27 protein-coding genes are annotated in these 26,923 nt (G+C 66.1%); 24 read left to right on the top strand and 3 right to left on the bottom strand.

Annotated elements, in window-relative coordinates:
• Positions 1-8: 8 nt before the first annotated feature.
• The 3 genes from ACVOMC_RS10135 to flgA all read right to left on the bottom strand — a co-directional run bounded on the left by ACVOMC_RS10135 (position 9) and on the right by flgA (position 1,355).
• A complete protein-coding gene (locus ACVOMC_RS10135) occupies positions 9-347 on the bottom strand; it encodes a flagella protein (RefSeq protein WP_054656990.1) in 339 nt (112 codons plus the stop codon).
• Entirely contained in the window at positions 344-646 is a 303-nt protein-coding gene (gene flgM / locus ACVOMC_RS10130) for a flagellar biosynthesis anti-sigma factor FlgM (RefSeq protein WP_054656988.1), read from the bottom strand. Before flgM ends, ACVOMC_RS10135 begins: the two co-directional genes overlap by 4 nt.
• A 64-nt stretch (positions 647-710) precedes the next feature.
• Positions 711-1,355, bottom strand: coding sequence for a flagellar basal body P-ring formation chaperone FlgA (gene flgA, locus ACVOMC_RS10125; RefSeq protein ID WP_481523830.1), 645 nt, complete (start codon positions 1,353-1,355; stop codon positions 711-713).
• 93 nt (positions 1,356-1,448) lie between these two features.
• Between flgA and ACVOMC_RS10120 the strand changes: the two genes are divergently transcribed.
• From ACVOMC_RS10120 to ACVOMC_RS10005, 24 genes are all read left to right on the top strand, one after another.
• Positions 1,449-2,393, top strand: coding sequence for a chemotaxis protein (locus tag ACVOMC_RS10120; protein ID WP_054656983.1), 945 nt, complete (start codon positions 1,449-1,451; stop codon positions 2,391-2,393).
• A gap of 77 nt (positions 2,394-2,470) precedes the next feature.
• Positions 2,471-2,869, top strand: a complete 399-nt coding sequence (flgB, locus tag ACVOMC_RS10115) for a flagellar basal body rod protein FlgB (RefSeq protein WP_054656981.1) — start codon at positions 2,471-2,473, stop codon at positions 2,867-2,869.
• An 11-nt stretch (positions 2,870-2,880) separates the two neighbouring features.
• The gene (flgC, locus tag ACVOMC_RS10110) at positions 2,881-3,288 is read left to right on the top strand and encodes a flagellar basal body rod protein FlgC (RefSeq protein WP_057506501.1); all 408 of its coding nucleotides are present in this window, start codon (positions 2,881-2,883) and stop codon (positions 3,286-3,288) included.
• A gap of 26 nt (positions 3,289-3,314) precedes the next feature.
• Complete coding sequence (locus ACVOMC_RS10105; RefSeq protein WP_481523829.1) at positions 3,315-3,983, top strand: flagellar hook capping FlgD N-terminal domain-containing protein; 669 nt, start codon at positions 3,315-3,317, stop codon at positions 3,981-3,983.
• A 32-nt stretch (positions 3,984-4,015) separates the two neighbouring features.
• Entirely contained in the window at positions 4,016-5,239 is a 1,224-nt protein-coding gene (gene flgE / locus ACVOMC_RS10100) for a flagellar hook protein FlgE (RefSeq protein WP_057506500.1), read from the top strand.
• 34 nt (positions 5,240-5,273) lie between these two features.
• Positions 5,274-6,023, top strand: coding sequence for a flagellar basal body rod protein FlgF (locus ACVOMC_RS10095; protein WP_054656977.1), 750 nt, complete (start codon positions 5,274-5,276; stop codon positions 6,021-6,023).
• A 252-nt stretch (positions 6,024-6,275) separates the two neighbouring features.
• The gene (gene flgG, locus ACVOMC_RS10090; protein ID WP_054656975.1) at positions 6,276-7,061 is read left to right on the top strand and encodes a flagellar basal-body rod protein FlgG; all 786 of its coding nucleotides are present in this window, start codon (positions 6,276-6,278) and stop codon (positions 7,059-7,061) included.
• A gap of 19 nt (positions 7,062-7,080) precedes the next feature.
• Positions 7,081-7,773 (top strand): flagellar basal body L-ring protein FlgH, encoded by a 693-nt coding sequence (gene flgH, locus ACVOMC_RS10085; RefSeq protein WP_481523828.1) that lies wholly within the window; start codon positions 7,081-7,083, stop codon positions 7,771-7,773.
• 2 nt (positions 7,774-7,775) lie between these two features.
• The gene (locus ACVOMC_RS10080) at positions 7,776-8,897 is read left to right on the top strand and encodes a flagellar basal body P-ring protein FlgI (protein ID WP_054656970.1); all 1,122 of its coding nucleotides are present in this window, start codon (positions 7,776-7,778) and stop codon (positions 8,895-8,897) included.
• 1 nt (position 8,898) lies between these two features.
• Complete coding sequence (flgJ, locus tag ACVOMC_RS10075) at positions 8,899-10,086, top strand: flagellar assembly peptidoglycan hydrolase FlgJ (protein ID WP_481523827.1); 1,188 nt, start codon at positions 8,899-8,901, stop codon at positions 10,084-10,086.
• An 11-nt stretch (positions 10,087-10,097) separates the two neighbouring features.
• Entirely contained in the window at positions 10,098-11,978 is a 1,881-nt protein-coding gene (gene flgK, locus ACVOMC_RS10070) for a flagellar hook-associated protein FlgK (RefSeq protein ID WP_481523826.1), read from the top strand.
• Positions 11,975-13,177 carry a flagellar hook-associated protein FlgL gene (flgL, locus tag ACVOMC_RS10065; RefSeq protein WP_481523825.1) on the top strand — a complete coding sequence of 401 codons (1,203 nt, stop codon included), beginning with the start codon at positions 11,975-11,977 and terminating at the stop codon, positions 13,175-13,177. Before flgK ends, flgL begins: the two co-directional genes overlap by 4 nt.
• 67 nt (positions 13,178-13,244) lie before the next feature.
• The gene (locus ACVOMC_RS10060; protein WP_481523824.1) at positions 13,245-14,450 is read left to right on the top strand and encodes a flagellin; all 1,206 of its coding nucleotides are present in this window, start codon (positions 13,245-13,247) and stop codon (positions 14,448-14,450) included.
• Positions 14,451-15,248: 798 nt separating this feature from the next.
• Positions 15,249-16,502, top strand: a complete 1,254-nt coding sequence (locus tag ACVOMC_RS10055; RefSeq protein ID WP_481523823.1) for a flagellin — start codon at positions 15,249-15,251, stop codon at positions 16,500-16,502.
• A 352-nt stretch (positions 16,503-16,854) separates the two neighbouring features.
• Positions 16,855-18,033, top strand: a complete 1,179-nt coding sequence (locus tag ACVOMC_RS10050; RefSeq protein WP_481523822.1) for a flagellin — start codon at positions 16,855-16,857, stop codon at positions 18,031-18,033.
• A gap of 372 nt (positions 18,034-18,405) precedes the next feature.
• Positions 18,406-19,620, top strand: a complete 1,215-nt coding sequence (locus ACVOMC_RS10045; protein WP_481523821.1) for a flagellin — start codon at positions 18,406-18,408, stop codon at positions 19,618-19,620.
• A 287-nt stretch (positions 19,621-19,907) separates the two neighbouring features.
• Positions 19,908-21,248, top strand: a complete 1,341-nt coding sequence (gene fliD / locus ACVOMC_RS10040) for a flagellar filament capping protein FliD (RefSeq protein ID WP_481523820.1) — start codon at positions 19,908-19,910, stop codon at positions 21,246-21,248.
• 141 nt (positions 21,249-21,389) lie between these two features.
• Positions 21,390-21,809, top strand: coding sequence for a flagellar export chaperone FliS (fliS, locus tag ACVOMC_RS10035; protein WP_054657808.1), 420 nt, complete (start codon positions 21,390-21,392; stop codon positions 21,807-21,809).
• Positions 21,802-22,122 (top strand): hypothetical protein, encoded by a 321-nt coding sequence (locus ACVOMC_RS10030; protein ID WP_481523819.1) that lies wholly within the window; start codon positions 21,802-21,804, stop codon positions 22,120-22,122. The genes fliS and ACVOMC_RS10030 overlap by 8 nt, the downstream gene beginning before the upstream one ends.
• Entirely contained in the window at positions 22,119-22,688 is a 570-nt protein-coding gene (locus tag ACVOMC_RS10025) for a PilZ domain-containing protein (RefSeq protein WP_481523818.1), read from the top strand. Before ACVOMC_RS10030 ends, ACVOMC_RS10025 begins: the two co-directional genes overlap by 4 nt.
• A 68-nt stretch (positions 22,689-22,756) precedes the next feature.
• Entirely contained in the window at positions 22,757-23,389 is a 633-nt protein-coding gene (locus ACVOMC_RS10020) for a response regulator (RefSeq protein ID WP_481523817.1), read from the top strand.
• A gap of 256 nt (positions 23,390-23,645) precedes the next feature.
• Positions 23,646-25,055, top strand: a complete 1,410-nt coding sequence (gene rpoN, locus ACVOMC_RS10015; RefSeq protein WP_481523816.1) for an RNA polymerase factor sigma-54 — start codon at positions 23,646-23,648, stop codon at positions 25,053-25,055.
• A 15-nt stretch (positions 25,056-25,070) separates the two neighbouring features.
• A complete protein-coding gene (locus ACVOMC_RS10010) occupies positions 25,071-25,454 on the top strand; it encodes a response regulator (RefSeq protein ID WP_481523815.1) in 384 nt (127 codons plus the stop codon).
• Complete coding sequence (locus ACVOMC_RS10005) at positions 25,447-26,919, top strand: sigma-54 dependent transcriptional regulator (protein ID WP_481523814.1); 1,473 nt, start codon at positions 25,447-25,449, stop codon at positions 26,917-26,919. The genes ACVOMC_RS10010 and ACVOMC_RS10005 overlap by 8 nt, the downstream gene beginning before the upstream one ends.
• Positions 26,920-26,923 lie beyond the last annotated feature (4 nt).

The raw sequence follows: 26,923 nt of genomic DNA, 5'->3' as shown, positions 1-26,923 counted from the left end.
GACAGGCCTCAGGCCACCGCCAGCGGCTTGCGGGTGTGCAGCAGCTGGGACTGCCCCTTCGCATCGTAGGCCGAGGCGGTTTCACTGCGGCCGAGCTGGCGCAGGGCCCAGTTGACCTCACGCCGGCGCCGGGCCAGCAGAGCCCCATTGGCCCGGTTGCGCTCCGCAAGTTCCTGCAGCAGCGCGGCATGTTCCAGCGGCGGCTGGGCTTCCAGCACACGCAGGGCCTCGAGTTTGCGACCGGTAGCGGCGATCAGTGCCGGCACATCGTGGTCAACCAGCGCCTGGCGTTCGCCATCGAGCGCGTCGCTCAGCTGCTGCAGCGGATTGCCCATTGCCAGCTTCATCCGCGCAGCTGCTGGTCCATGTCCAGCATGCGCTGGGCAATGGCCTCGGGATTGATCCGGTAGCTGCCGTTTTCCAATGCCTCACGCACGGCCTGTACGCGGCCGCTGTCGATCGCCGGGGCAGTCGACAGTTCGCGCTGCATGGCCTGCAGATTGGTGGCCTCGCCGGTCAAGCGCAGGCTGTCGACCGCTTCAACCGGGCGCGCGGCGGTGTCGCCGGCCGGGGCGGCTTTGGCAAGAACGGTGACTGGGCGCAGCTGGGCGCTTGCTGCAATACCGCCGTCGATTTTCTGGCTCATGTGACGATGATCCTGATTCGGTTCGAATACGTTAACGGCGTCGGGCCGGTCTTCTTTAGGAAATTTATCGCGAAACCACAACGTCGCCGCCGGGGCCCACCACACCTTGTATTATTTTGCGTGAGGACAGGTTCTCCACCGACACCCGCTCCTGTTCGCCGGCATCGCCCAGCGCCCGTCCGGCCATCCGCACTTCGATGCCGCCCCGGCGGGAGACCAGCGCGACACTGTCGCCACGACGGACCAGCCGATGCGCGACCAGATCACTGGCCGAGAGCAGGCTGCCGGCAGCCAGCGTGCGCCGCGCCACCCGTCCCACCGCCAGCTGCGGATCGGAGATCACCGCGCCGGCGATCCGCGCGGTGTCGCGGCGCACAGTGGTGATATCGGCTGCCGACAGGGTTTCTCCAGCGGCCACCCCACGCCCGAGCACCAGCACATCCTGCTCGCGCCGGATCTTTACCGGGACGAACAGGCGCCAGCCGCCGGCCTGCGGACAGCTCACCTCCACGGTGCTGGTACCGGTGGCCCGTGCCTGCAGGCTCTGCGGGCACGCCGGCAGGCGCAGCCCGGCATCGACGATCGCCTCGCCCTCGGTGGCCGGGTCCAGCGTGGACAGGGCCGCCGTCCTGATCGAGGTCACCGGCTGGAAATCGGCCGCCACCACCGGCATGGCCAGGACCAGGCCCAGCAAGACAGACAGACGCATGCAACCTCCGGCAACAGATAGTGCCCACATCGCTGCAAGCGGCGTGCCAAAACCCCCTCTCAAGTCCTCCACGCAGGCGCCGATACCGCTTGCATGTCACATGATCTGCTCAATCGCATCGACCAACGCACGCGCCTGGCCGGCCACAACCGGCTCGCACTGTTGCTGTTCCGCCTTGGCGGCCGTCAGCTTTTTGGCGTGAACGTATTCAAGGTCCAGGAAGTGTTGCGGCGCCCGGCGCTGTTCCAAGTCCCCGGGCTGCCGGCCCAGTTTGCCGGTGTCGCCGACGTGCGTGGCCGCTCGGTACCGGTGCTGGATCTGGGACTGGCCATCGGCCATCCCGAGCGTGAACCCGAGGCCGACACCTCGCCGGGCTATCTGGTGGTCACCGAATTCAACCGCTCGGTGCAGGGCTTCCTGGTCAGCGGGGTCGAACGGATCGTCAATATCGCGGTGGAGGACATCCAGCCGCCGCCCGAGCTGGGCGCCGAATCCAGCTACCTGACCGCGGTCACCCGCTTCCAGGGCGAGCTGATCCAGGTCATCGACGTGGAAAGCGTGCTGGCCGATATCGCCCAGATCCGCGACGAGGCGGTGCTGGACCCGTCCATGGCCCTGCCCGCCGGCGCGCCGCCGATGCAGGTCCTGGTGGTCGACGACTCGCGGGTGGCACGCCAGCAGATCCGCAATGTGCTCGACCAGCTCGGCGTCACCGCCACCCTGCTCTCCGATGGCAAGCAGGCGCTGGACCACCTGCTGCAGATCCATGCCGGGGGCGAGAACCCGGCCGAACGCTACGCCATGGTGATCTCCGACATCGAGATGCCCGCCATGGACGGCTACACCCTGACGACGGAAATCCGCCGCCACCCGGGCCTGGCCGGGCTCTACGTGCTGCTGCACACCTCCCTGTCGGGCGTGTTCAACAACGCCATGGTCGAACGGGTCGGCGCCAACGCCTTCGTGGCCAAGTACAGCCCGCACGAGCTGGCCGACTTCGTCCTGCACCGCCTGCGCCAGGTGGCCGCTGCGGCCTGAGGCCGCCCCAGGCGCCATCGCGCCCTGTCTGGCACACCACTTGCAGCTTCCCGCACATCGTCCGCGGGAGGCTTGTCATGCCCAACCTGATTTCCAACTACCTGGGAGTTCACGCCCAGGCCATGCCGTTGCGCGAGCAGCGCATGAAACTGATCGCCGGCAATCTGGCCAATGCCGACACGCCGGGCTACAAGGCCCGCGATCTCGATTTTGATGCCGCCCTGCGCCACGCCCAGGGCGGTACCGGCAACGGCCTGCTGACCACCACCGCCGAGCAACACTACCGGATCGGTGGCGACGGCCTGAATCCTTTCCAGATCCTGCGCGAAGCCAATCAGCCCAGTCTCGACGGCAACACCGTGGACCCGGATGCCGAACGCGCCGCCTATGGCCGCGCCGCGCTGGAATACCGCGCCTCGCTGAGCTTCGTCGAATCCAAGGTGCGCTCCATGCTCACTGCGATCACCGGTCAATAAGGAGTATCGCCATGAGCAACCTGCCGATTTTCGATATCGCCGGCTCCGCGCTGCAGGCGCAGTCGGTGCGCATGAGCACCATCGCCTCGAACCTGTCCAACGCCGACTCGGTCGCCGGCTCGCCCGAAGCGGTCTACAAGCCGCTGGAGCCGATCTTCCAGGCCGTGACCAGCCGTGAGGACCGCAACCTCACCGGCGTGCAGGTCAAGGAAGTGACACAAAGCCAGGCCGCGCCGATCAAGCGCTACGAGCCCAACCACCCGCTGGCCGATGGCGAAGGCTATGTCTACGCGCCGGATATCGATCCGGTGGCGCAGATGGTCAACCTCATTTCGACCTCGCGCAATTACCAGGCCGGCGTGGAAATGCTCAACACCGCCAAGGAACTGGCATTGGCCACCTTGACCATGGGCCGCTGACGCGCCGCCTCCAGGACACATTACCCATGAGTACCGTCAACACCGACCTGTACGGCGCCCTTGGCCTCACCGCCAACACCCCGCAGGCCAAGAAAAAGAATGATGCACTGGACCAGGCCGACTTCATGCGCCTGATGACCACCCAGCTGCAGCATCAGGACCCGCTCAAGCCGATGGACAACAGCCAGATGGTCGCGCAGATGGCGCAGCTGTCCACCGTGCAGGGCATCAACGACCTCAACACCTCGGTCAACGGCTTCCAGCAGCAGCTTTCCAGCGACCAGATCCTGAAGGGTGCGGCGCTGGTCGGTCACGAGGTGCTGGTGCCCTCCACCCAGCTGGCACTGGAAACCGACGGCATGGTCAGCGGCACGGTCGCCGCGCCGGGCCCCGGTACCGTCACCGTGGATATCACCGACGCCAACGGCGTGAAGGTGAACCAGCTCACTGTGCCGGCCAATGCCGCGGGCGAGGTGTCTTTCCAATGGGACGGGCTGGATGCCGACGGCAAGCGCATGCCCCCGGGCAGCTACAGCATCGTCGCCAACCACACCGACGCCGGCGGCGTGCAATCCAAGCTGAGCACCTATGTGCAGGCCGAGGTGGAGAGCGTCACCGTCGGCTCCGACGGGCTGTACCTCAACCTCAAGGGACTGGGCACCGCCCCGCTCGATTACGTGCTCCGCGTCAGCTGAGCCGGCCCAACGACTTCAGAAGGAAAATTCCGATGAGCTTCAACATCTCGCTGTCCGGTATCAATGCCGCCAACGCCAACCTGAACGTGACGGCGAACAACATCGCCAACGTCAACACCACCGGCTTCAAGGAATCGCGCGCCGAGTTCGCCGACCTGTTCAATTCCACCAGCTACGGTCTGTCGTCCACGGCAGTGGGCTCGGGCGCCCGCTTGACCAACGTCGCCCAGCAGTTCTCGCAGGGCAACATCGACACCACCGGCCGCAGCCTGGATCTGGCGGTCGCCGGCGAAGGCTTCTTCACCCTGTCGATGAACGGCAACCGCGTGTACTCGCGCGCCGGCAATTTCCAGACCGATGCCAGCGGCTACGTGGTGAACCCGCAGGGCGCACGGCTGCAGGTGTTCGCTCCCAACGCCGCCGGCACCGGCTTCGAGGCCGGGCAGCTGACCGACCTGCGCCTGCTGGCCACCGACAGCCCGCCGCGCCCGACCAGCAACGTGGAACTGGCCTTCACCCTGCCGGCCAATGCCACGCCGCCGACGGTGACCCCGTTCGATCCGGCCGATTCCAACAGCTACAGCCAGTCCAGCGGCGGCGTCACCGTGTACGACTCGCTGGGCGTTAGCCATACCCAGACCTCGTACTTCGTCAAAACCGCCAATCCGAACGAATGGCAGGTCTACAACTACGTTGACGGGGTGGCTGCCGGCGCGCCGACCACGCTGGGATTCTCCGATAGCGGCCTGCTGACCACGCCCGCCGACGGCAAGATCGTCATGGATCCGTTCATCCCCAGCACCGGCGCCGGTTCGTTGAACATGTCGCTGGATATCACCGGCTCCACCCAGTACGGCGAGAAGTTCTCGCTGCGCAACACCGCCCAGGACGGCTATGCCTCCGGCAAGCTCAACGAGGTGAGCATCTCCGAAGAGGGCGTGGTCTATGCGCGCTACTCCAACGGTGTGGACGTCGGCCTGGGCCAGGTGGCCCTGACCAACTTCAACAATCCGCAGGGCCTGAAGAGCGACGGCAACAATCTATGGACCGAGACCTACACCTCGGGCACGCCGCGCACAGGGGCCCCGGACAGCTCGGACTTCGGCCAGATCCAGGCCGGCTCGCTGGAAGCCTCCACGGTCGATCTGACCGAGCAGCTGGTCAACATGATCACCGCGCAGCGCAACTTCCAGGCCAACTCGCAGATGCTTTCCACCCAGGACCAGATCACCCAGGCCATGATCAACATCCGTTGATGCCCACCCCTGACCCGCAGACGGAACTCCACTGATGGACAAGGCACTCTACGTTGCCATGACCGGCGCCCGCGCTTCACTGCAGGCGCAGGGCACGGTGTCCCACAACCTGGCCAATGCCGACACACCCGGCTTCAAGGAGGCGCTGGCCAACACCGAGGCCTTCCGCATCCAGGGGCCCGGGCATCCATCGCGGATCGATGCGCTGCACGTCGACGCCGGCTTCAACCGCCGCGTTGGCGCCCAGCAGGTCACCGGCAACGCGCTGGATCTGTCACTGCAGCCGGGCAACTGGCTGGCGGTGCAGGCCGGCGATGGCAGCGAGGCCTATACCCGCGCCGGCGCACTGTCGCTGACGCCCAACGGCCAGCTGGTCACCGCCGAAGGCAATGCGGTGCTCGATGACAACGGCAATCCGCTGGCGATACCGCCCTACCAGGCCATCGAAATCGGCAATGACGGCACGCTGTCGATCATTCCGCAGGGTGAAGGCCCGCAGACGATGGCGATGATCGGCCGGCTGCGGGTGGTCAACGCCGCCGACGACCGGCTGACGCGCGGGCTGGACGGCCTGATGCGCAATACCGACCCGCAGCAGCCCTTCACCGCCGCCACGGGAAAAGCCGTGGACAGCGGCATGCTCGAAGCCAGCAACGTCGATGCGGCCGGAGCGCTGGTGCAGATGATCCAGCTGCAGCGCCAGTTCGAAATGCAGGTCAAGGTGATCAAGCACGGTGACGAGAACGCACGCAGTGCCAACAGCCTGCTGCGCCTGAACGGCTGAACGCCCGCTCCCCTGCCGTGAATCCGAAATCCGCGGGCCCCGGTGACCCGCGGATTTTTTATTGCGCGTGATCTGGAAAGCCCCTGTAGGAGCGACGTCGGTCGCGACAGCACCACGGGGAGGCTCCGGTCGCGACTGACGTCGCTCCTACATAGCTGCCGCCGGCATTCCGGCACCGTTTCTGGCACGCGCCGTGCATTGACTCTGGGCAAGGGCCAACCCGGCCAACAGAACCAGCAGAGGAATCGCACCATGAATCAGGCATTGTGGGTCGCCAAGACCGGCCTGGACGCGCAGCAGACGCGCATGTCCGTTGTCTCGAACAATCTGGCCAACACCAATACCACCGGATTCAAGCGCGACCGCGCCAGCTTCGAGGACCTGCTGTACCAACAGGTGCGTCAGCCCGGCGGCGCTTCCTCGGCGCAGACGCAGCTGCCGACAGGCCTGCAGCTGGGTACCGGCGTGCGCGTGGTGTCCACCTCCAAGCACTTCGAACAGGGCAGCCAGCAGCAGACCGGCCGCGCGATGGATGTGATGGTCAATGGCCGCGGCTTCTTCGAAGTGATGATGCCCGATGGCACCTCGGCCTATACCCGCGATGGCAGCTTCCAGGTCAACGCCCAGGGCGAGCTGGTCACCAACAGCGGCTATGCCGTGCAGCCGGGTATCCAGATTCCTGAAGGCGCGCAGTCGATGACCATCGGCAGCGACGGCACCATCAGCGTGCAGATGGCCGGCGAAGCGGCCTCGGTCGAGATCGGTTCGCTGACCCTGACCGACTTCATCAATCCGGCCGGCCTGCAGTCCAAGGGCGAGAACCTGTATCTGGAAACCACCGCCTCCGGCCCGGCCCAGAACGGTACGCCCGGTCTCAACGGCCTGGGCAGCGTGGTCCAGGGCGCGCTGGAAGGCAGCAACGTCAACGTGGTCGAGGAGCTGGTGTCGATGATCGAGACCCAGCGCGCCTACGAGATGAACGCCAAGGCGATATCCACCACCGACTCGATGCTCGGCTACCTCAACAACAACGTCTGAGCCGCCCAGGAATCCTGCCATGAACCGCATCGCCTTGACGCGTCATCTTTCCGTCGCCCTCGTCGCCACCACCCTGCTGGGTGGCTGCACGCTGGCCGGCGACGTGCGCCCGTACGCACCGATGGCGCCGATCCAGCCGGTCATCGCACCGTCGGCCGAACCCACCGCCGGCGCGATCTATGCCGCCGGCCCGGGACTGAATCTCTACGGTGATCGCCGGGCGCGTGATGTCGGCGACCTGCTCACCATCACCCTGATCGAGAACACCACCGCCACCACCACCGCCAGCACCGCGATCAGCAAGCAGTCCAACGTGGATATCGGCACGCCGACCCTGTTCGGCGCGCCGGTCACGCTGCGCGGCAAGGACATCCTCGGGGCCTCGGCCGCGGCCGAGCGCGACTTCGGCGGCAAGGGCAACAGCGCGCAGAGCAACCGTCTGCAGGGCAATGTCACCGTCACCGTGATCCAGCGCCTGCCCAACGGCAACCTGGTCGTGCAGGGGCAGAAGAACCTGCGGCTCAACCAGGGCGATGAGCTGGTGCAGATCCAGGGCGTGGTGCGCTCGGCGGATATCACCCCGGACAACACCATCTCCTCCAGCCGGGTGGCCGATGCGCGCATCGTCTACGGCGGTCGCGGCGCCGTGGCGCAGTCCAATGCGATCGGCTGGCTGGGACGCTTCTTCAACTCGGCGCTGGCGCCGTTCTGAGCATGGCCATGAATCTCTCTCCCCTTCTTCGCCGCGCCGCGCTGTGCCTGCTGGTACTGGGCGTTGCCCTGCCCGCCCAGGCCGAACGCATCAAAGACCTGGCCCAGGTCGGCGGGGTGCGCGGCAATGCGCTGGTCGGCTACGGCCTGGTGGTCGGTCTGGATGGCAGCGGTGACCGCACCAGCCAAGCGCCGTTTACCGTGCAGAGCCTGAAGAACCTGCTCGGCGAGCTGGGCGTCAACGTCCCGGCCAACGTCAACCCGCAGCTGAAGAATGTGGCCGCCGTGGCGATCCACGCCGAACTGCCGCCGTTCTCCAAGCCCGGCCAGACCATCGACATCACCGTCTCCTCGATCGGCAACGCGGTGTCACTGCGCGGCGGCTCGCTGTTGATGGCGCCGCTCAAAGGCGCCGATGGCCAGGTCTACGCCATCGCCCAGGGCAATCTGGTGGTCGGCGGCTTCGGTGCGCAGGGCAAGGATGGCTCGCGCATGTCGGTGAATATTCCCAGCGTCGGTCGCATTCCCAACGGCGCCACCGTCGAACGCGCGGTGCCCGATGTGTTCGGGGCCAGCGGTGAGATCACCTTGAACCTGCACCAGAACGATTTCACCACCGTTTCGCGGATGGTCAACGCCTTGAACGCGACCTTCGGCGAAGGCGCGGCACGCGCGGTGGACGGCGTCACCGTGGCGGTGCAGGCCCCCACCGATGCCGGCGCACGGATCGGCATGCTGGCGCGGATCGAGAATGTCGAGCTGTCACCGGGCAGCGCTCCGGCGCGCATCGTGGTCAATTCACGTACCGGCACGGTGGTGATCGGCTCCCAGGTACGGGTCAGCCCGGCGGCGATCGCGCACGGCTCCTTGACGGTGACCGTCAGCGAATCGGCACAGATCAGCCAGCCCAACGCCTTCGGCGGCGGCCAGACCGTGGCCGTGCCGCAGTCGACCATCACCGCCAGCAACGAGGGCAGCCGCATGTTCCGTTTCGACGGTGGTGCCACGCTCGATGAGATCGTGCGCGCGGTCAACGAAGTGGGCGCGGCACCGGGCGATCTGATCGCGATCCTGGAAGCCCTCAAGCAGGCCGGTGCGCTGAGCGCCGAGCTCGAGGTGATCTGACATGCGTATCAACGCCTCGCCGCTGGAGCTCAATCCGGCGCTCGCCCATGACCCGGCCAAGATCGACAAAGTCGCACGGCAGCTGGAAGGCCAGTTCGCCCAGATGCTGATCAAGAGCATGCGGGCGGCCAGCTTCGGCGACTCGCTGTTCCCGGGCGAGAACCAGATGTTCCGCGAGATGTACGACCAGCGCATCGCCGAGCAGATGACGCGCGGCCGTGGTCTGGGCCTGTCGGCGGTGATCGCCCGTCAACTCGGTGGCGAGGCCGCCAACAAGCCGGCGCTGGACACCAGCGTCACCCCGGCTGCCGCAGCACGCGCCTACCAGCTGGCCGCTCCGGCCGCCGCTGGACTGCCGTTGCAGAACACCGCTCCACTGCAGGACGATCCACTGGCTGCGCCCGGCGTCATCGGGCCGTCGGCCGACCTGACGCCACAGGCGCAGACGCTGGATCTGATCGCCGGTCGCGATACCCGTGCCCTGCACGCCTCGCTCGGCAGCAGCGATCCCTATACCCAGAACGATGCCCTCGCCGCACCCGACTGGTCGACGGGCAACGACCGCTGGAGCAAGGTCACCGCCGCCACCCGTGGCGATGCCGTGGACAGCGCCAGTGCCGATCTGGCCGCGCGCGCGCTGGGCACGCACACGCCGGAAGGCTTCGTCGCCAGCATCTGGCCGCACGCCCAACGCGCCGCTCGAGAACTGGGCGTGGACCCGCGCGCGCTCGTCGCCCAGGCCGCGCTGGAAACCGGCTGGGGCAAGCGCCACATCGCCCGCGACAACGGCAGCAGCAGCCACAACCTGTTCGGCATCAAGGCCACCGGCTGGAGCGGCGAGCGTGCCACCACCGGTACCCACGAGTATGTCAACGGCCAACGCCGCACCGAAGTGGCCAGTTTCCGCGCCTACGGCTCGATGGCCGAGAGCTTTGGCGACTACGTGCGCCTGCTGAAGAGCAACCCGCGCTACCAGGCCGCACTGGGCGCCGGCAGCGATGTGCACGGTTTTGCACAGGGCTTGCAACGGGGTGGGTACGCCACCGATCCGGCCTACGCCGCAAAGATCACCGCCATCGCCAACGGCCCGACCATCGAACGTGCCGTCGCCGCCATCGGCGATGCCGGCGCCCGCATGGGCCGGACCTTTGCCAGCAACGCCGGGTTGTCCGGCATCACCCGTCGTTGAGATAGACGTCCATGTCCAATGTTCTTTCCACCGGTACCAGTGCGCTTATCGCCTTCCAGCGGGCGCTGGCTACCGTCAGCCACAACGTGGCCAATATCAAGACCGACGGCTACAGCCGGCAGAAGGTGGATTTCGCCACGCGCGATCCCTCCAACGTCGGCTATGGCGACGTGGGCAACGGCACGAAAATCACCGATATCCGCCGCGTCGCCGACCAGCTGGCGATCTCGCGGCTGCTCGACAGCAGCGGTGAACTGGCGCGGCTGAAGCAGCTCTCGTCGATGGCCGACCGGGTGGACGCACTGTTCTCCGATTCGGCCACCAACGTCGCCGGGGTGTGGTCCAACTTCTTCGATTCGGTCAGCGGACTGTCGGCCAACGCCTCGGGCACCACCGACCGCCGCAGCCTGCTCGAAAGCGCCTCCACCCTGGTGACGCGCTTCAAGCAGCTCAGCGCCAACCTGGACACGCTGGGCAACGAGGTCAACAACGGCCTGATCGCCGGCGCCGAGGAGGTCAACCGGCTGGCGGCGGAGATCGCCCAGATCAACGGCACCATCGGCGGCAACGCCGCGGCGGCCGCACCGGACCTGCTCGATCGCCGTGACCAGCTGATCTCGCAGCTGATCGGTTACACCGGCGGCACCGCGGTGATCCAGGACGGCGGCATCATGAACGTGTTCTCCGCCGGCGGTCATGCGCTGGTGGTGGGCACCACCGCCTCGAAGGTCACCACGGTGACCGATCCGCTGCAGCCCGAGCGCCTGCAGCTGGCGATCAAGACCCAGGGCATGACGGTGAACCTGGGCAACAAGTCACTGGGCGGCCAGCTTGGCGGCCTGCTGGAATTCCGTGACAGCGTGCTGGCACCGGCCCAGGGCGAGCTGGGCCGCATCGCGGTGGGCATGGCCCTGTCGTTCAACCAGAGCCACCGCGAAGGCATGGATCTGTATGGCGACATGGGCACGGACTTCTTCAATCTGGCCCCGCCCAAAATCACCAACCATAGCGGCAACACCGGCAGCGCCACGCTGACCGGCAGCTATGGCGACACCACCGCACTGGACGGCCAGAACCTGATGCTGCGCTTCGACGGCACGGGCTGGCAGGCCTCGCGCGCCGATACCGGCGTCAGTGTGCCGATGACCGGTGCCGGCACCGCGGCCGATCCGTTCGTGGTCAACGGTGTGGAGTTCGTGGTCGGCGGCACCCCGGCGGCCAACGACCGCTTCCTGCTGCAGCCCACGGCCACGGCCACCAACGGCCTGTCGGTGGCGATCACCGATCCTTCGCGTATCGCCGCCGCTGACCCGGTGAAGGCGGCCTCGGACCTGGCCAACAGCGGCACCGGCGTGCTCGGCAAGCTGGACATCCTCGATGTCGCCAATCCGGCCCTGCTCAACCCGGCCAGCATCGAATTCCTCGATGCCAACCAGTACATGATCGATGGCGCCGGCCCGTTCCCGTACACGCCGGGCCAGACGATCAGCGCCAATGGCTGGAGTCTCGTGCTCGACGGCAAGCCGGCCGCCGGTGACACCTTCACCATCGGCAAGACCGCGCCGGGTTCCAGCGACAACGGCAACGCCGCGCGTCTGGCCGGCGTGGAAGACGCCAAGGCCTTCAATGGCGGCACGATCACCCTCAACGGCGCGCTCGGCGGGCTGACCACGCAGATCGGCTCGGCCGCCCGCGCAGCCGAGTACTCGCTGCAGGCGCAGCAGGTGATCAACCAGAACGCGCAGGCCAGCCGCGACGCGATCTCCGGCGTGAACCTCGACGAGGAAGCGGCGGACATGCTCCGGCTGCAGCAGGCCTACCAGGCCGCTTCGCAGCTGATCTCCACCGCCGACACCATGTTCCAGACCATCCTTTCCGCGGTGCGCCGATGAACAACCGTATCTCCAGCAGCATGATGTATGACCAGTCGGTGTTCCTGATGATGTCCAAGCAGAGCAAGCTCTCGCATCTGGAACAGCAGCTGGCCACCGGCAAGAAGATCGTCACCGCCAAGGACGACCCGGTCGCCTCCGGTGCCGCCGTCGGCATGGACCGGATCCTGGCCGAGCTCAAGCAGCTCGGTGCCAATGCCGGCAGCGCGCAGAACCGCCTGGGGCTGCAGGAAAACGCCCTGGCCCAGGCTGGCGAGCTGCTGCAGCGCGTGTCCGACCTTTCGATCCAGGCCAACAACGCGGCGCTGTCGGTGGATGACCGCAAAGCCGTCGCCAACGAGCTCAAGTCGATCAAGGAGCAGATGCTGGCGCTGTCCAACAGCAGCGACGGCAGTGGCCGCTACCTGTTCGGCGGTGCCGCCGACGGCGCCGCGCCGTTCACCCTGAGCAATGGCAGCGTGATCTACAACGGCGACCAGAACCAGCGCATGGTGGAAGTGGCGCCGGGCACGTTCATCAAGGACACCCTGCCGGGCAGCGAGATCTTCCTGCGTATCCGCACCGGCGACGGCACGGTGGACGGCGGCGCGGTGGCCGGCAACGCCGGGCAGGCGGTGCTGACCGATGTCAGCCGTGACGGCTCGGGCAGCTGGGATGGCTCCAGCTACACCCTGCGTTTCACCGCCGCCGATACCTACGAGGTGGTCGATGCCAGCAACACCGTCGTCGGCACCGGCAACTACGCCAGCGGCGAAGACATCGTTTTCGAAGGCCTGCGGGTGCGCATCGAAGGCGCGCCGGTTGCCGGCGATGAATTCAACGCCGGTCCGGCCGGCACCCGCGATGTGTTCAGCACGCTGGACAAACTGGTGCAGACCCTGGAAATGGACACCTCCACGCTGGCCGGCCGCACCGCGCAGCAGAACGCGCTGCAGGCCAGCATCCGTGATGTCTCGCGCGCCTCGGAAGCATTGATCGACGCCCGCGCCGCCGGTGGCGCCCAGCTCAAGTCCATCGATGACGCCGCCGCCCTGCGCGAGGCCAATTCGGTGACGTTGCAAACCTCGCTGTCGCAGTTGCGCGACCTCGATTACGCCGAAGCCATCGGGCAATACAAGCTCGAAGGCGCGGCACTACAGGCGGCCCAGACCATCTTCACCCAGATGCAGTCGATGTCGCTGTTCAACATGATCCGCTGATTCCTCTACCCGTATAGCACCCGCTACCTCACACGACGCAAGCGCACGACCACAACGGAGAAACGCCATGTCCCAAGTCATCAACACCAACATCATGTCGCTGAACGCACAGCGCAACTTGAACACCAGCGGCGCGTCGCTGGCCACCTCGATCCAGCGCCTGTCCTCGGGCCTGCGCATCAACAGTGCCAAGGACGATGCGGCGGGTCTGGCGATCTCCGAGCGCTTCACCACGCAGATCCGCGGCCTGGACGTGGCGGTGCGCAACGCCAACGACGGCATCTCGCTGGCCCAGACTGCCGAAGGCGCGATGGTCGAGATCGGCAGCAACCTGCAGCGCATCCGCGAGCTGGCCGTGCAGTCGTCCAACGCCACCAACTCCAGCTCCGACCGCAAGGCGCTGGACGCCGAGGTCAAGCAGCTGGTGGCCGAAATCGACCGCGTCGCCCGCCAGACCAACTTCAACGGCACCACCCTGCTGGACGGCACCTTCGCCGGTGCGCTGTTCCAGGTGGGCGCCGACGCCGGCCAGACCATCGGCATCAACGCCCTGGTCGATGCCAACGCCGACGCACTGGGGACCAGCTTCTTCGCCGGCAATTACGTCGGTGATGCGGCCAGCACGCTGTCGCCGGCGGCTGCCGCAGGCACGTTGACCGGGCTGACCATCACCGTGACCAATGAGGGCAATGCCACTCCGGTTGCGATCGGAGATGTGGATTACGCCATGGGCGCGACCGCCAAGGAGATGGGCAACGCCATCGCCCAGGCGATCAACGCCAAGCTCGACCAGACCGGCATCTACGCCGAGGCTGATAAAGACGGCGTGCTGACCCTGTCCTCGCTCAAGGGCGGGCAGACCTTCACCGTCGCCGGTGGCACCAACACCCTGGCCGAATACGGGCTGGTGGAAGATGCCGCCCCGGGCGGCGGCGGCGTTCTGTCCACCACCGCCACCGCCGCCAAGGATCTGGACGTCAACGACTTCGTCGGCGCGCAGCGCGCCATCGACGTGATCGACACCGCCCTGACCGCAGTCAGCTCGGCCCGCGCCGAGATGGGTGCGATCCAGAACCGTTTCACCTCCACCATCGCCAACCTGCAGACCACCTCGGAGAACCTGTCGGCCTCGCGCAGCCGTATCCGCGATACCGACTACGCCAAGGAAACCGCGGAGCTGACCCGCACGCAGATCCTGCAGCAGGCCGGCACCGCCATGCTGGCCCAGGCCAACACCTCCACCCAGAATGTGCTGAGCCTGCTGCAGCAGTAAGCAGGAGCGCCGCACCCGCACCATCCAGGGCCCCTCTCAGAGGGGCCCTTTTCGTTTCCGATGCGGCTCTACCTCCTCAGGGCACCCGAATCGCAGTGCAGGCAGCCCCCGTCCCTATGGCGGCGAGACCCCAAGATGCTGCGACACCAGGACTGGGAGCGGCCACCGGATGGCGCCTCGCTATCGACGCCCTCGCCTGACCCGCCCGGATTCGGCGCTGCTCCGCCAGCTGGCTGCGTCGCGCCGATTCTCGATTCAGAAACAGCCCCGGACCCGGAAACGGCAGCTCTCTTTGCCTGAGCATCTGCCCGCCCAGATGCCCAGGCCGCACCTCCCTATGCCGCTGCTCGGCCCGCCACACCCGGTTTTCACCCTGCTGCGACCGTTTTTCGCTCGCGCACGACCATTTTTTGGCCGGTGGTGACCACTTTTTTCCGGACGTCGACGGATTTCTGCGGGTTAACGACCTATTCCTGGTCGACGCCGACTATTTGCTGGCCATATACGAACGATTTCCGGGCGCAGTCGCGTGATTTTCGTTCGACGCCGACTGATTTCTGCTCAATTGTCGTGAAAACGTACCCAGGGGCTGCAGTGGATGTAGGGAACTTCACCACCATGGCTTGCTTTCGCGCAGATGCTCGCCCTGCGTGCTGACATTTCTTGGATTCCGACTAAAGCCCGCGCGTCAAGCGCCGTTATTGATTCCAGCAGCGGCAACACCTTCCGGTTTTACCGCACTGCACACCACCGGCCGTACTGCTGTGCCGGATCAGACACCAAAGAGGAATCGCCGCCATGGCCCAAGTAATCAATACCAACGTGATGTCGCTGAACGCACAGCGCAACCTGACCACCAGCGGCAACAGCCTGGCCACCAGCATCCAGCGCCTGTCCTCGGGCATGCGCATCAACAGCGCCAAGGACGACGCCGCCGGCCTGGCCATCTCCGAGCGCTTCACCACCCAGATCCGTGGTCTGGACGTGGCCGTGCGCAATGCCAACGACGGCATCTCGCTGGCCCAGACCGCCGAAGGCGCGATGGTCGAGATCGGCAACAACCTGCAGCGCATCCGCGAGCTGTCGGTGCAGTCGGCCAACGCCACCAACTCGCAGTCCGATCGTGACGCCCTGCAGGCCGAAGTGACCCAGCTGGTCTCGGAAATCGACCGCGTCTCGCGCCAGACCAACTTCAACGGCACCAGCCTGCTGGACGGCACCTTCTCCGGCGCCCTGTTCCAGATCGGTGCGGATGCCGGCCAGACCATCGGCATCAACTCCATCGTCAATGCCAGCGTCAATTCGCTCGGCAAGTCCCACTTCGACAGCAACTCGCTGACCGTCGCCGCCGCGGCAGTGACTGCCGGCGAAGGCATGAAGATCACCGGAATGAAGGTCGCCGGCTCCGACGGCAAGGCCATCGATCTGGCAACGATCAATGTCGCCGCCACCGGCACCACCGCCGCCGACATGCAGGGTGCCGCCGCCAAGGCCGTCGCCGCCGCCATCAACGAAAAGATGGATCAGACCGGCGTGTACGCTGAAATCGACTCCGCTGATGCGACCAAGATCAATCTGACCTCGGTCAAGGAAAGCGTCGACAGCGCCGGCGCCTTCAAGGCGTTCAACGTGACCGTTGGCACCTGGACCGATACCGCATCGACCCCCACCGCGACAACCGCGCCGACGTTCACCATTACCGACGCCTCGGTGGCCGCCACGGTGGCCGGCAAGCTGAAGAACATCAGCGATCTGGACATCTCCACGGTGGCCGGCGCCCAGCAGGCACTGTCGCTGGCCGACAAGGCGCTGACCTCAGTGAACTCCTCGCGGGCGGACATGGGTGCGATCCAGAACCGCTTCACCTCCACCATCGCCAACCTGAACACCACCTCGGAAAACCTGTCGGCCTCGCGCAGCCGTATCCGCGACACCGACTACGCCAAGGAAACGGCCGAACTGACCCGCACGCAGATCCTGCAGCAGGCCGGTACCGCCATGCTGGCCCAGGCCAACAGCTCCACCCAGAACGTGTTGAGCCTGCTGGGCTGATCTCGCCAGACACCACGTTTCAGGCAACACCCAAGGCCCCTCTCCGGAGGGGCCTTTTTTCGTCTTTTCGGCAGCCGGCAATCAGTAGAAACGCCTGTATTGAAACCGGGCGTACAGGTTGCATTCGGGGCGCCATGCTGGGGGGGGCATCAGCCCGGGCACGCTGCTCGGCACTGAGTCGGCCGGCCAGAAGCCGGCGGGAAAGCCCGCAGTTTTCGCGATTCCGCGCTAAAGCCCGCGCGTGAAGTGCCGTTATTGATTCCAGCAGCGGCAACACCTTCCGGTTTTACCGCACTGCACACCACCGGCCGTACTGCTGTGCCGGATCAGACACCAAAGAGGAATCGCCGCCATGGCCCAAGTAATCAATACCAACGTGATGTCGCTGAACGCACAGCGCAACCTGACCACCAGCGGCAACAGCCTGGCCACCAGCATCCAGCGCCTGTCCTCGGGCATGCGCATCAACAGCGCCAAGGACGACGCCGCCGGCCTGGCCATCTCCGAGCGCTTCACCACCCAGATCCGTGGTCTGGACGTGGCCGTGCGCAACGCCAACGACGGCATCTCGCTGGCCCAGACCGCCGAAGGCGCGATGGTCGAAATCGGCAACAACCTGCAGCGCGTGCGTGAACTGGCCGTGCAGTCGGCCAACGCCACCAACTCGCAGTCCGACCGCGACGCCCTGCAGGCCGAAGTGACCCAGCTGGTCTCGGAAATCGACCGCGTCTCGCGCCAGACCAACTTCAACGGCACCAGCCTGCTGGACGGCAGCTTCTCCGGCGCCCTGTTCCAGATCGGCGCCGACGCCGGCCAGACCATCGGCATCAACACCATCGTCAATGCCAGCGTCAACTCGCTTGGCAAGGCCAACTACGCCGCGACCACAACCTCCACCGCCGCTGTGGCCGGTACGGCCACGGCCGCCGGCTCGGTTTCCGGCATGAAGGTAAACGGCCAGGACATCGCCACCGTTGACATCGCCATCGGCGACACCGGCGAGGCCGTGGGCAAGAAACTGGCCGCCGCCATCAACGAGAAGATGGACCAGACCGGCGTCTACGCCAAGGTCGAGACGGACGGCAAGCTGTCGCTGCACTCGCTGATCGCCGGCAAGGACCTGACCCTGACCGGCGCGACCCAGAACACCGCGACCGGCATCACCGGCGGTAATCTGGCGGGCCTGACCGCCGGCACCGCTGCCGCCGGCGCTGCTGCCACGGTGAAGGACGTATCGATCGACTCCGTCGAAGGTGCCCAGAAGGCCCTGTCGATCATCGACGAAGCGCTGACCTCGGTGAACTCCTCGCGGGCGGACATGGGTGCGATCCAGAACCGCTTCACCTCGACCATCGCCAACCTGAACACCACCTCGGAAAACCTGTCGGCCTCGCGCAGCCGTATCCGCGACACCGATTACGCCAAGGAAACGGCCGAACTGACCCGCACGCAGATCCTGCAGCAGGCCGGTACCGCCATGCTGGCCCAAGCCAACAGCTCCACCCAGAACGTGCTGAGCCTGCTGGGCTGATCCGGCAAGCCAAGCACTTCACGTGACAGCGAAGGCCCCTCTCCGGAGGGGCCTTTTCTTATCCGCAATCTGAAAAACGCGCGAAGCCACGGTTTACCGACTCAGATAGACACAGTGCCGACACGAAGCATGTGGAGCGCCGTTCATGGCGGCCACAAACAGCGCCTGAGCAACGCTTCCGTGCGCACATCATCCACGCTGTTGAAACGGCTACACAGCGGGAAAGCCGCAATTTTCTCGTTGCTGCACTAAAGCCCGCGCGTCGAGTGCCGTTATTGATTACAGCAGCGGCAATGCCTTCCGGCTTTACCACACTGCACAACACCGGCCTGGCAGCTGTGCCGGATCAGACACCAAAGAGGAATTGCCACCATGGCGCAAGTAATCAATACCAACGTGATGTCGCTGAACGCACAGCGCAACCTGACCACCAGCGGCAACAGCCTGGCAACCAGCATCCAGCGCCTGTCCTCGGGCATGCGCATCAACAGCGCCAAGGACGACGCCGCCGGCCTGGCCATCTCCGAGCGCTTCACCACCCAGATCCGTGGTCTGGACGTGGCCGTGCGCAATGCCAACGACGGCATCTCGCTGGCCCAGACCGCCGAAGGCGCGATGGTCGAGATCGGCAACAACCTGCAGCGCATCCGCGAGCTGTCGGTGCAGTCGGCCAACGCCACCAACTCGCAGTCCGATCGTGACGCCCTGCAGGCCGAAGTGACCCAGCTGGTCTCGGAAATCGACCGCGTCTCGCGCCAGACCAACTTCAACGGCACCAGCCTGCTGGACGGCACCTTCTCCGGCGCCCTGTTCCAGATCGGTGCCGACGCCGGCCAGACCATCGGCATCAACTCCATCGTCAATGCCAGCGTCAGCGCTCTGGGCAAGGCGCAGTTCTCGGCCGATGCAACCATCGCCGCGTTTGCCGCCGATGATGCCGCCGACGACACCACGGTGAAGGGTCTTGGCGTCAGCGCGTATGACGCGGACGGCAACTCGACCAACATTTCGTTGGGTGACATCAAGATCGCCAAGGGCGAGTCTCAGAGCGCCGCCATCGCCGCTGCGATCAACGAGAAGATGGATGCGACCGGCGTCTACGCCAAGGTCAACGCCGACAAGACGATCACGCTGAGCTCGGTAAAGGCCGATCAGACCTTCTCTTATGGCGCCACCGATGGCACCGATCCGGAATTCACCGAGGCAATGACCGCAGCCGCCGATGGTTTGGATCTGGCCGCAGGTGCAGAAACCGCGCTGGCCGCCGCCGGCAGCAATGTCGGCAGCGTCGACATCAGCTCCGTGCTCGGCTCGCAGCGTGCGCTGTCAATCGTTGACAAGGCGCTGACCTCGGTGAACTCCTCACGCGCCGACATGGGTGCGATCCAGAACCGCTTCACCTCGACCATCGCCAACCTGAACACCACCTCGGAAAACCTGTCGGCCTCGCGCAGCCGTATCCGCGACACCGACTACGCCAAGGAAACGGCCGAACTGACCCGCACGCAGATCCTGCAGCAGGCCGGTACCGCCATGCTGGCCCAGGCCAACAGCTCCACCCAGAACGTGCTGAGCCTGCTGGGCTGATCCCGCCAGACACCACGTTTCAGGCAACACCCAAGGCCCCTCTCCGGAGGGGCCTTTTCTTTATCGGGGAAAACGTCAGACGGCGTAGCACCGGCACACGGCGGCGACCATCCTGCCGCCGCGGCTACGTCGTCCGCGTCCGCGGGTGCGGCACAGAATTTGCATGTGTGCTGGGGACTCGTCACGCCGTCATGCCGGCAGTGCCCTCAAGTCTGCCGGCGATTGGCCGATAGACCACACAGGCCTGCCTGGCCACCACGACGGCCATCTGGCCCGCAAGGAAAACCATGGCTCTGAATACAATCGGCTCCGGCCTCGATATCCCCACCATCGTCGCGCAGCTGGTCGCCGCCGAGCGTGCGCCGACCGCCAACCGCATCAACAGTGCCGGCACCGCCGCCACCGCCAAGCTGTCGGCGCTGGGCAATATCAAAAGCGGGTTGAGCAACCTGCAAACCGCGCTGGAAGCCCTAGGCAAGAGCGCCACCAGCACGGCGTTCAAGTCGAGCGTGGCCGAAGGCGCAGGATTCTCCGCCAGCATCGGCACCGGCGCGGTCGCCGGCAGCTACAGCATCGAGGTGGCCAGCTTGGCCCAGGCGCAGAAGCTGACCTCCGGCGCGTTCGCCAAGGACGCGGCCGTCGGTGACGGAACGCTCTCCATCACCTGGGGCGAGAACGCGCTGGACGTGGAGATCACCGAAGGCAGCACCCTGTCCGATATCGCCGCGGCCATCAACAAGGCTGCCGGTGGCAAGGGCGTCAGTGCCAGCGTCATCACCGCCGACGACGGCCAGCACCTGGTATTGAACGCGACCGATCCGGGCACCGCGGGCGCACTGAAACTGTCCAACACCGGTGGCGATGGTGGACTGGCCGCGCTGACCTGGAATGGCAGCGCCGGCGGGTTGTCGCAGACCCAGGCCGCCACCGATGCGGTGGTCCGCGTAGACGGCTTCGAGCGCACCTCCAGCAGCAACAGCATCACCGACATCATCCCCGGCGTGACGCTGAGCCTGAGCAAGGCTGACGTCGGCGTGATCAAGACGCTCACCGTCAGCCAGGACAACGCGCCCCTGAAGGCCAACCTGCAGGGGTTTGTGGCCGCCTACAACGCGACCATGGGCGTGCTCAAGTCCAGCAGCAGCTACAACGCCACCAGCAACACCGCATCGGCCCTGACCGGCGATGCGATGGTGCGCGGCCTGCAGCAACAGATGCGCAACCTGGTCGGCGGCAATGTCACACAGCTCAAGGCACTGGGCATCAGCATTTCCAAGGAAGGCACGCTGAGCCTGGATGCCGGCGAATTCGACAAGGCGATGGCCGCCAACCCCACGGCCGCCGATGCGTTGCTGGGTGAAAAAGGCAGCCTGGCAACCAGCATGAAAACGCTCCTCAAGAGTCAGCTTGATGCCACCCACGGCTCCCTGAGCCTGCGCACCGAAGGCTTGAACAAGCAGATCAAGAAGCTGGAGAGCGACCTGGACAACCTGGATGCACGCATGGAGAAGGTCTCCGACCGCTACACCAAGCAGTTCACCGCAATGGACACCATGGTCGCGAAGATGCAGAGCACCAGCGACTACCTGACCCAGCAGCTGGCCGCACTGGCGCCCAAGTCCAAGTAAACATCCCCGCACCGCCCTCAAGCCCGGGCCAACCGGGCCGATAGAAAAAGCGACACACCGCATCGCATCGCCCCGGCGCCTGTTGGCGCCACCCGTCGCCCATCCATGAGCGCGGGGCGGGCATAAAGGAGATTCCGACCCATGTACGGTTCCAGCCGCCAGTTCGCAGAGCAATATCGCAAGGTGGGAGTGACGAGCAGCGTCTCCGACGCCGATCCGCACAAGCTGGTGGCGCTGCTGCTGAGCGGCGCCTGTGAACGCATCCGACAGGCCGAGGCCTGCCTGCTGCAGGGCGACCAGGCCCGCAAGGGCAAAGCCATTGGCGAAGCCTGCGCCATCGTCGGCCACCTCAACGGCACCTTGGACCACGAAGCCGGCGGAGAAATGGCTGGCAACCTGTCCGCGCTGTATGACTACATCGCCCAGCGCCTGACCGAAGCCAATCTGCACAACGATCCCTCCGCGTTGCACGAAACGCTGCGCCTGCTGGGCGAAATCGAATCGGCCTGGAACGCGATCCCCCTCGCCCAGCGCCAGCGTCCGGCTGCTTCCCATGCCTGAGTCCACCATGACCAACGACGCCGGGCTGGAGGCGCTTTACAGCAGCCTGGAATCCCTGCGCATCGCGCTGGGCGAAGAAGACCACGAGCTGGCGCAGCGCATCGTCGCCCATCACGATCTGCAGGTACGCGAGTACATCGCCGCCAGCGGTGGCGAGGCGCAGGCCGGTGCATTGCGCTCACTGCTGGAAATGCAGCAGTCGTTGACCGCCGATATGACTGACCGCCGTGATGCCGCCGCAGCCCAGCTGCGTGCCGGCCACCAGTCGGTACGCGCCGTGCAGGCCTATCATCAGGCAGAATCGCTGGCATGAACGCCCCCACCTCGCCGTCCGCCGCTGAAACCGAGCTGTTTGCCGACACGCTCAGCTGCGATCTTGCGGTGCCGGCCGAATTCGAGGCCGGCGCCCAGGTACGCCGCCCCGGCAACGCGGAAATGCTGTTGCGCAGCGTCGCACTGGTGGAGGACTCGCGCGGTGCCGATGACGGCGAGGAGCGTTTTGAGGGCAGTGCCCAGCTGCAGCGCCTGGAAGCGCGCCTGGATCTGGCGCTGGTGTTGCTGGGACGCCTGTTGCAGCAATCCACGGCGCCCCTGCCGACCTGCAATCTGAAGTGGTCCCGGCTGGGTCTGCGACTGGCGTCGCCACACAGCAGCGGCGCGGCCCCCGGGAGCGCCGGGGTGATCCGGCTGCAGCCGGCCGACTGGCTGCCCGACCATATCGAGCTGCCGGTGCAACTGGTTGCGGAACAGCAAACCGATGGCGTCCATCACCTGTGGCTGCGCCTGCATCCGGCCAGCGACGCGCTGACGGCGGCCGTGGAACGCCACCTGTTCCGCCTGCATCGGCGTCAGATCGCCGGCACCCGGCGCGTGCGCTGACCGCCGGTTGGCGCTGCGGCAGCCACTCGGCTACTGTGACCGCCTACCCACTACCGATACCTGCCCCAGTGCGCGTTCTTATCGTCGATGACCACACCCTGGTGCGCGCCGGTCTGTGCCGGCTGCTGCAGAGCTTTGCCGGCATCCAGGTGATCGCGGAAGCCAGCAGCGCCGATGAGGCAGTGGAAATGGCGGTATTCCATCAGCCCGAACTGGTGTTGATGGATCTGTCGATGCCCGGTCGCAGCGGCCTGGAAGCGCTGTCGGACATCCGATCAAAGGTTCCCGACGCGCGCATCGTGATGATGTCCATGCACGATGACACCGCGCATGTGCGTGATGCACTGGACCGCGGCGCGGTCGGCTTCATTGTCAAGGATGCCGCCCCGCAGGAACTGGAGCTGGCGCTGCGGGCGGCCTATTCCGGGCAGCTGTTCCTCAGTCCACAGATCTCGGCAAAGATGCTGGCACCGATGCTCAGCCGGGAGCGTCCGACCGGCGTCGCGGCGCTCTCGCCGCGGCAACGCCAGATCCTGCGCCAGCTTGGCAACGGTCAGAGCACCAAAGAGATCGCCGCCGACCTGGGTATCAGCGTCAAAACCGTGGAAACCCACCGGGCGCGGATGATGGAAGCGCTGGGCTGCCGCCGTGCCAATGACCTGCTGCTGTTCGCCGCGCGCCATCAGCAGGAGCTGGCGTAAAACCGGCGGGCGCGGTTGTGGCATGACGTCACAGTTCCGGAATTCCGTCACCCGCCCTCCCCCGCGCCCCCCAGAACACCGCAATACAAGGGGTTGCGGCTTTCCGGCGCGTCAGGATTACGTCCCGGCGTAAGGTAATCCCCGACATGGCGTCGGTGATTCGACTACCGGCATCAGGTTTGCACCGATTCAAACCCTGACACCGCCCACGCAAGATGCGTTCCATAACGTATTTTTCACGTGTTGGTGTCGCCCCATGAAGACCACGCTTTCCGCCCAGCTCGGGCAACAGCTCCACCTCACCCCGGCGCTGCTGCAATCCATCCGTCTGCTGCAGCTCAATGGCATGCAGCTGGAACAGGAAGTGCGTCTGGCTCTGGAGAACAATCCGCTGCTGGAGATGGTGGAAGAGCACGCGACGGCCGATGACCTGCCGCCTGCTGCCGATGCACAGGTCGAAGCTGCCGCTTTCGATGAACTGCCCGAGAGCTCGATGTGGGATGTCGCCGGCGGTGGCTGGAACGAGGGTGAGGACGACCGTACCGCACGCATCGCCGCCGGCGAATCCAGCGACCCCCATGTCCGCCTGCTGCGCCAGCTTGCGCTGGATCTGGATGAAGGCGATCTGGAAATCGCCGCGTTCTGGCTCGAACACTGCGATGACGCCGGCTATCTGGATGCGCCGCTCGCCTCGCTGACCCTGCTGGCCAGCGCCCGCTTCGACCGTGACGGCGCCCATGTGGAATCCATCCGCCAACGCCTGCTGACCGGGGACCCGTGCGGCATGGCCGCGGTGGACCTGCGCGAAAGCCTGCAGGTGCAGCTGTCCACCCTGCCCGGCTGCGTGCCGGCCCGCCATCTGGCCACCCGCCTGCTGGCCGGCGACCTGGCGCGGCTGGCCTCGCACGACTACGCCGCGATCGCCCGTGAGCTGGATGCCGAGCTGGAGGATGTGCTGGAGGCATTCCGGCTGGTGTTGTCGCTGCAGCCGCGTCCCGGCGACAGCCTGATGCCGCAGGACGACACCCGGATCATTCCCGACGTGGTGGTCTGGCATGCCGACGCCCAGTGGCGCGTGGCGCTTAACCACGGCACCGCACCGCGCCTGGCCATCAACCCGGCCTACGAACAGGCGGTCATCGACAGTGCCGGCGAAGCTGCACAGCCGATGCGTGAAAAGCTGCAGGAGGCACGCTGGCTGACCCGCGGGCTGTCCATGCGCTATGACACCCTGCTGCGTACCGCGCGGGTGGTGGTCGAGCGCCAAGCCGCCTTCCTGATGCGCGGCGAAGAAGCCATGGCGCCGTTGACCCTGAAGGAAGTGGCCGACGCCATCGGCATGCACGAGTCCACCGTCTCGCGCATCACCTCCGGAAAATACCTGCAGACCCCGCGCGGCACCTTCGAACTGAAGCACTTCTTCGCGGTGCGACTGGAGGGCGCCAGCATCTCCGGCCAGGCGGTCAAGGCCATGGTCAAACGCCTGATCGACGCCGAACCGCCCGCTCGGCCATTGGCCGATGAGGCCATCGCCCTGCTGCTGGCGCGCCAGGGGGTGAACATCGCGCGGCGAACCGTCGCAAAATACCGCGAGCAGCTTGATATCGCTCCGGCCCGCGAACGTCGCCGGCAGAACGCCAAGCCCCAACTGGCCCGCGCGGGCTGAGAACCAAGGAACTCCATGAACAAGCTCACCGTGCTGCTGGTCGATGACCATGAAGGCTTCATCAACGCCGCGATGCGCCATTTCCGCAAAGTGGAATGGGTGCAGATCATCGGCAGTGCCGCCAACGGGCTGGAGGCGATCGAGCGCTCCGAAGCACTGCGCCCGCAGGTGGTACTGATGGACCTGGCGATGCCGGAAATGGGCGGCCTGCAGGCCACCCGGCTGATCAAGACCCAGGACGATGCCCCGTACATCGTCATTGCCAGCCATTTCGACGATGTCGAACACCGCGAGCACGCCCTGCGTGCGGGCGCCGACAATTTCGTCAGCAAACTTTCCTATATCCAGGAGGTCATGCCGATCCTGGAGAGCCTCAAGCAGGACGACAGCAATGAGTGAGTCACGCATCCTTGTCATTGATGGCGACGGCGTCCGCGCCGAACGTACCGTAGCGCTGCTGGAGTTCATGGACTTCACCCCGCGCTGGGTGACCGACGCCGACGACATCGACACCCGTCGCCACCGTGCCAACGACTGGATGGCGATCGTGGTCGGGCATCTGGAAGACAGCGCCCGGGCTGCGCCATTCTTCGCCTGGCTGGCGCAGACCTCGATGCCGCCCCCGGTACTGCTGGCCGAAGGCGATCCGCTGGCCTTCGCCCGCCACTACGGCCTGCATGAGGCCAATGTGTGGCCGCTGGAGCAGCCGCTGCGCCACGCACAGATGGAAGCGCTGTTGCGCCGCGCCAGCCTCAAGCGGCTCGATACCGAGCATCAACAAGGCGCCGCGCAGGAAAGCGGCCCCACCGGCAGCAGTCCGGCAGTGGTGGAACTGCGCCAGCTGATCGACCAGGTTGCCGCGTTCGACACCACGGTGCTGGTGCTGGGCGAATCGGGCACCGGCAAGGAAGTGGTTTCCCGCGCGATCCACCAGCGCTCGCCGCGCCGCGACGGTCCGTTCGTGGCGATCAACTGTGGCGCGATTCCGCCGGACCTGCTGGAAAGCGAGCTGTTCGGCCATGAAAAAGGCGCGTTCACCGGCGCCCTGAGCGCGCGCAAGGGCCGCTTCGAAATGGCCGAGGGCGGCACCCTGCTGCTGGACGAGATCGGCGACATGAGCCTGCCGATGCAGGTCAAGCTGCTGCGCGTGCTGCAGGAACGCAGCTTCGAGCGCGTCGGTGGCAACCAGACCATCCGTTGCAACGTGCGCGTGATCGCCGCGACCCATCGTGACCTGGAGTCGCGCATCACCGACGGCAAGTTCCGCGAGGACCTGTTCTACCGCCTCAACGTGTTCCCGATCGATGTGCCGGCGCTGCGCGAACGCACCGCCGATATCCCGGCGCTGGTGGAAACCATCGCCGGCCAGCTGGCGCGCACCGGTCGCGGCGAAGTCCGCTTCACCGTCGAAGCGCTGGAAGCCCTGGCCCGCCACCCGTGGCCGGGCAATGTGCGCGAACTGACCAATCTGGTCGAACGGCTGGCGGTGCTGCATCCCGGCGGCATGGTGCGGGTGCAGGACCTGCCTGCACGCTACCGTGGCGATCATCCGCCGGCACCAGCGGCCACGCTGGATGAGGAGCGGCCGCTGATCGGCCTGGGCGCACCGGCCGAAGCCACTCCGGCGGCACCGGTGGCAAACGGGGCCGGCACTCCCGCCGCGACCCACCTTCCCAATACCGGGATCGATCTGCGCGATCACATGGCCACCATCGAACTGTCGCTGATCAACGAAGCGCTGGAACGTACCAGCGGGGTCGTCGCCCATGCCGCGCAGCTGCTGGGCCTGCGCCGCACCACGCTGGTGGAGAAGCTGCGCAAGTACGGCATCGAGCGCGAATCCGCGGAAGCCGCCACCAGCTGAGCGA

The sequence above is a fragment of the Stenotrophomonas sp. STEN014 genome (assembly GCF_056760315.1).
Note: the sequence above shows the minus strand (reverse complement) of the source record. Positions and strands in the feature narration are given on the sequence as shown.

Excerpts from the sequence above, each read along its gene's own strand:
- ACVOMC_RS10135 (WP_054656990.1), bottom strand. The coding sequence starts at position 347 with ATGAAGCTGGCAATGGGCAATCCGCTGCAGCAGCTGAGCGACGCGCTC.
- flgM (WP_054656988.1), bottom strand. The coding sequence starts at position 646 with ATGAGCCAGAAAATCGACGGCGGTATTGCAGCAAGCGCCCAGCTGCGC.
- flgA (WP_481523830.1), bottom strand. The coding sequence starts at position 1,355 with ATGCGTCTGTCTGTCTTGCTGGGCCTGGTCCTGGCCATGCCGGTGGTG.
- ACVOMC_RS10120 (WP_054656983.1), top strand. The coding sequence starts at position 1,449 with ATGTCACATGATCTGCTCAATCGCATCGACCAACGCACGCGCCTGGCC.
- flgB (WP_054656981.1), top strand. The coding sequence starts at position 2,471 with ATGCCCAACCTGATTTCCAACTACCTGGGAGTTCACGCCCAGGCCATG.
- flgC (WP_057506501.1), top strand. The coding sequence starts at position 2,881 with ATGAGCAACCTGCCGATTTTCGATATCGCCGGCTCCGCGCTGCAGGCG.
- ACVOMC_RS10105 (WP_481523829.1), top strand. The coding sequence starts at position 3,315 with ATGAGTACCGTCAACACCGACCTGTACGGCGCCCTTGGCCTCACCGCC.
- flgE (WP_057506500.1), top strand. The coding sequence starts at position 4,016 with ATGAGCTTCAACATCTCGCTGTCCGGTATCAATGCCGCCAACGCCAAC.
- ACVOMC_RS10095 (WP_054656977.1), top strand. The coding sequence starts at position 5,274 with ATGGACAAGGCACTCTACGTTGCCATGACCGGCGCCCGCGCTTCACTG.
- flgG (WP_054656975.1), top strand. The coding sequence starts at position 6,276 with ATGAATCAGGCATTGTGGGTCGCCAAGACCGGCCTGGACGCGCAGCAG.
- flgH (WP_481523828.1), top strand. The coding sequence starts at position 7,081 with ATGAACCGCATCGCCTTGACGCGTCATCTTTCCGTCGCCCTCGTCGCC.
- ACVOMC_RS10080 (WP_054656970.1), top strand. The coding sequence starts at position 7,776 with ATGGCCATGAATCTCTCTCCCCTTCTTCGCCGCGCCGCGCTGTGCCTG.
- flgJ (WP_481523827.1), top strand. The coding sequence starts at position 8,899 with ATGCGTATCAACGCCTCGCCGCTGGAGCTCAATCCGGCGCTCGCCCAT.
- flgK (WP_481523826.1), top strand. The coding sequence starts at position 10,098 with ATGTCCAATGTTCTTTCCACCGGTACCAGTGCGCTTATCGCCTTCCAG.
- flgL (WP_481523825.1), top strand. The coding sequence starts at position 11,975 with ATGAACAACCGTATCTCCAGCAGCATGATGTATGACCAGTCGGTGTTC.
- ACVOMC_RS10060 (WP_481523824.1), top strand. The coding sequence starts at position 13,245 with ATGTCCCAAGTCATCAACACCAACATCATGTCGCTGAACGCACAGCGC.
- ACVOMC_RS10055 (WP_481523823.1), top strand. The coding sequence starts at position 15,249 with ATGGCCCAAGTAATCAATACCAACGTGATGTCGCTGAACGCACAGCGC.
- ACVOMC_RS10050 (WP_481523822.1), top strand. The coding sequence starts at position 16,855 with ATGGCCCAAGTAATCAATACCAACGTGATGTCGCTGAACGCACAGCGC.
- ACVOMC_RS10045 (WP_481523821.1), top strand. The coding sequence starts at position 18,406 with ATGGCGCAAGTAATCAATACCAACGTGATGTCGCTGAACGCACAGCGC.
- fliD (WP_481523820.1), top strand. The coding sequence starts at position 19,908 with ATGGCTCTGAATACAATCGGCTCCGGCCTCGATATCCCCACCATCGTC.
- fliS (WP_054657808.1), top strand. The coding sequence starts at position 21,390 with ATGTACGGTTCCAGCCGCCAGTTCGCAGAGCAATATCGCAAGGTGGGA.
- ACVOMC_RS10030 (WP_481523819.1), top strand. The coding sequence starts at position 21,802 with ATGCCTGAGTCCACCATGACCAACGACGCCGGGCTGGAGGCGCTTTAC.
- ACVOMC_RS10025 (WP_481523818.1), top strand. The coding sequence starts at position 22,119 with ATGAACGCCCCCACCTCGCCGTCCGCCGCTGAAACCGAGCTGTTTGCC.
- rpoN (WP_481523816.1), top strand. The coding sequence starts at position 23,646 with ATGAAGACCACGCTTTCCGCCCAGCTCGGGCAACAGCTCCACCTCACC.
- ACVOMC_RS10010 (WP_481523815.1), top strand. The coding sequence starts at position 25,071 with ATGAACAAGCTCACCGTGCTGCTGGTCGATGACCATGAAGGCTTCATC.
- ACVOMC_RS10005 (WP_481523814.1), top strand. The coding sequence starts at position 25,447 with ATGAGTGAGTCACGCATCCTTGTCATTGATGGCGACGGCGTCCGCGCC.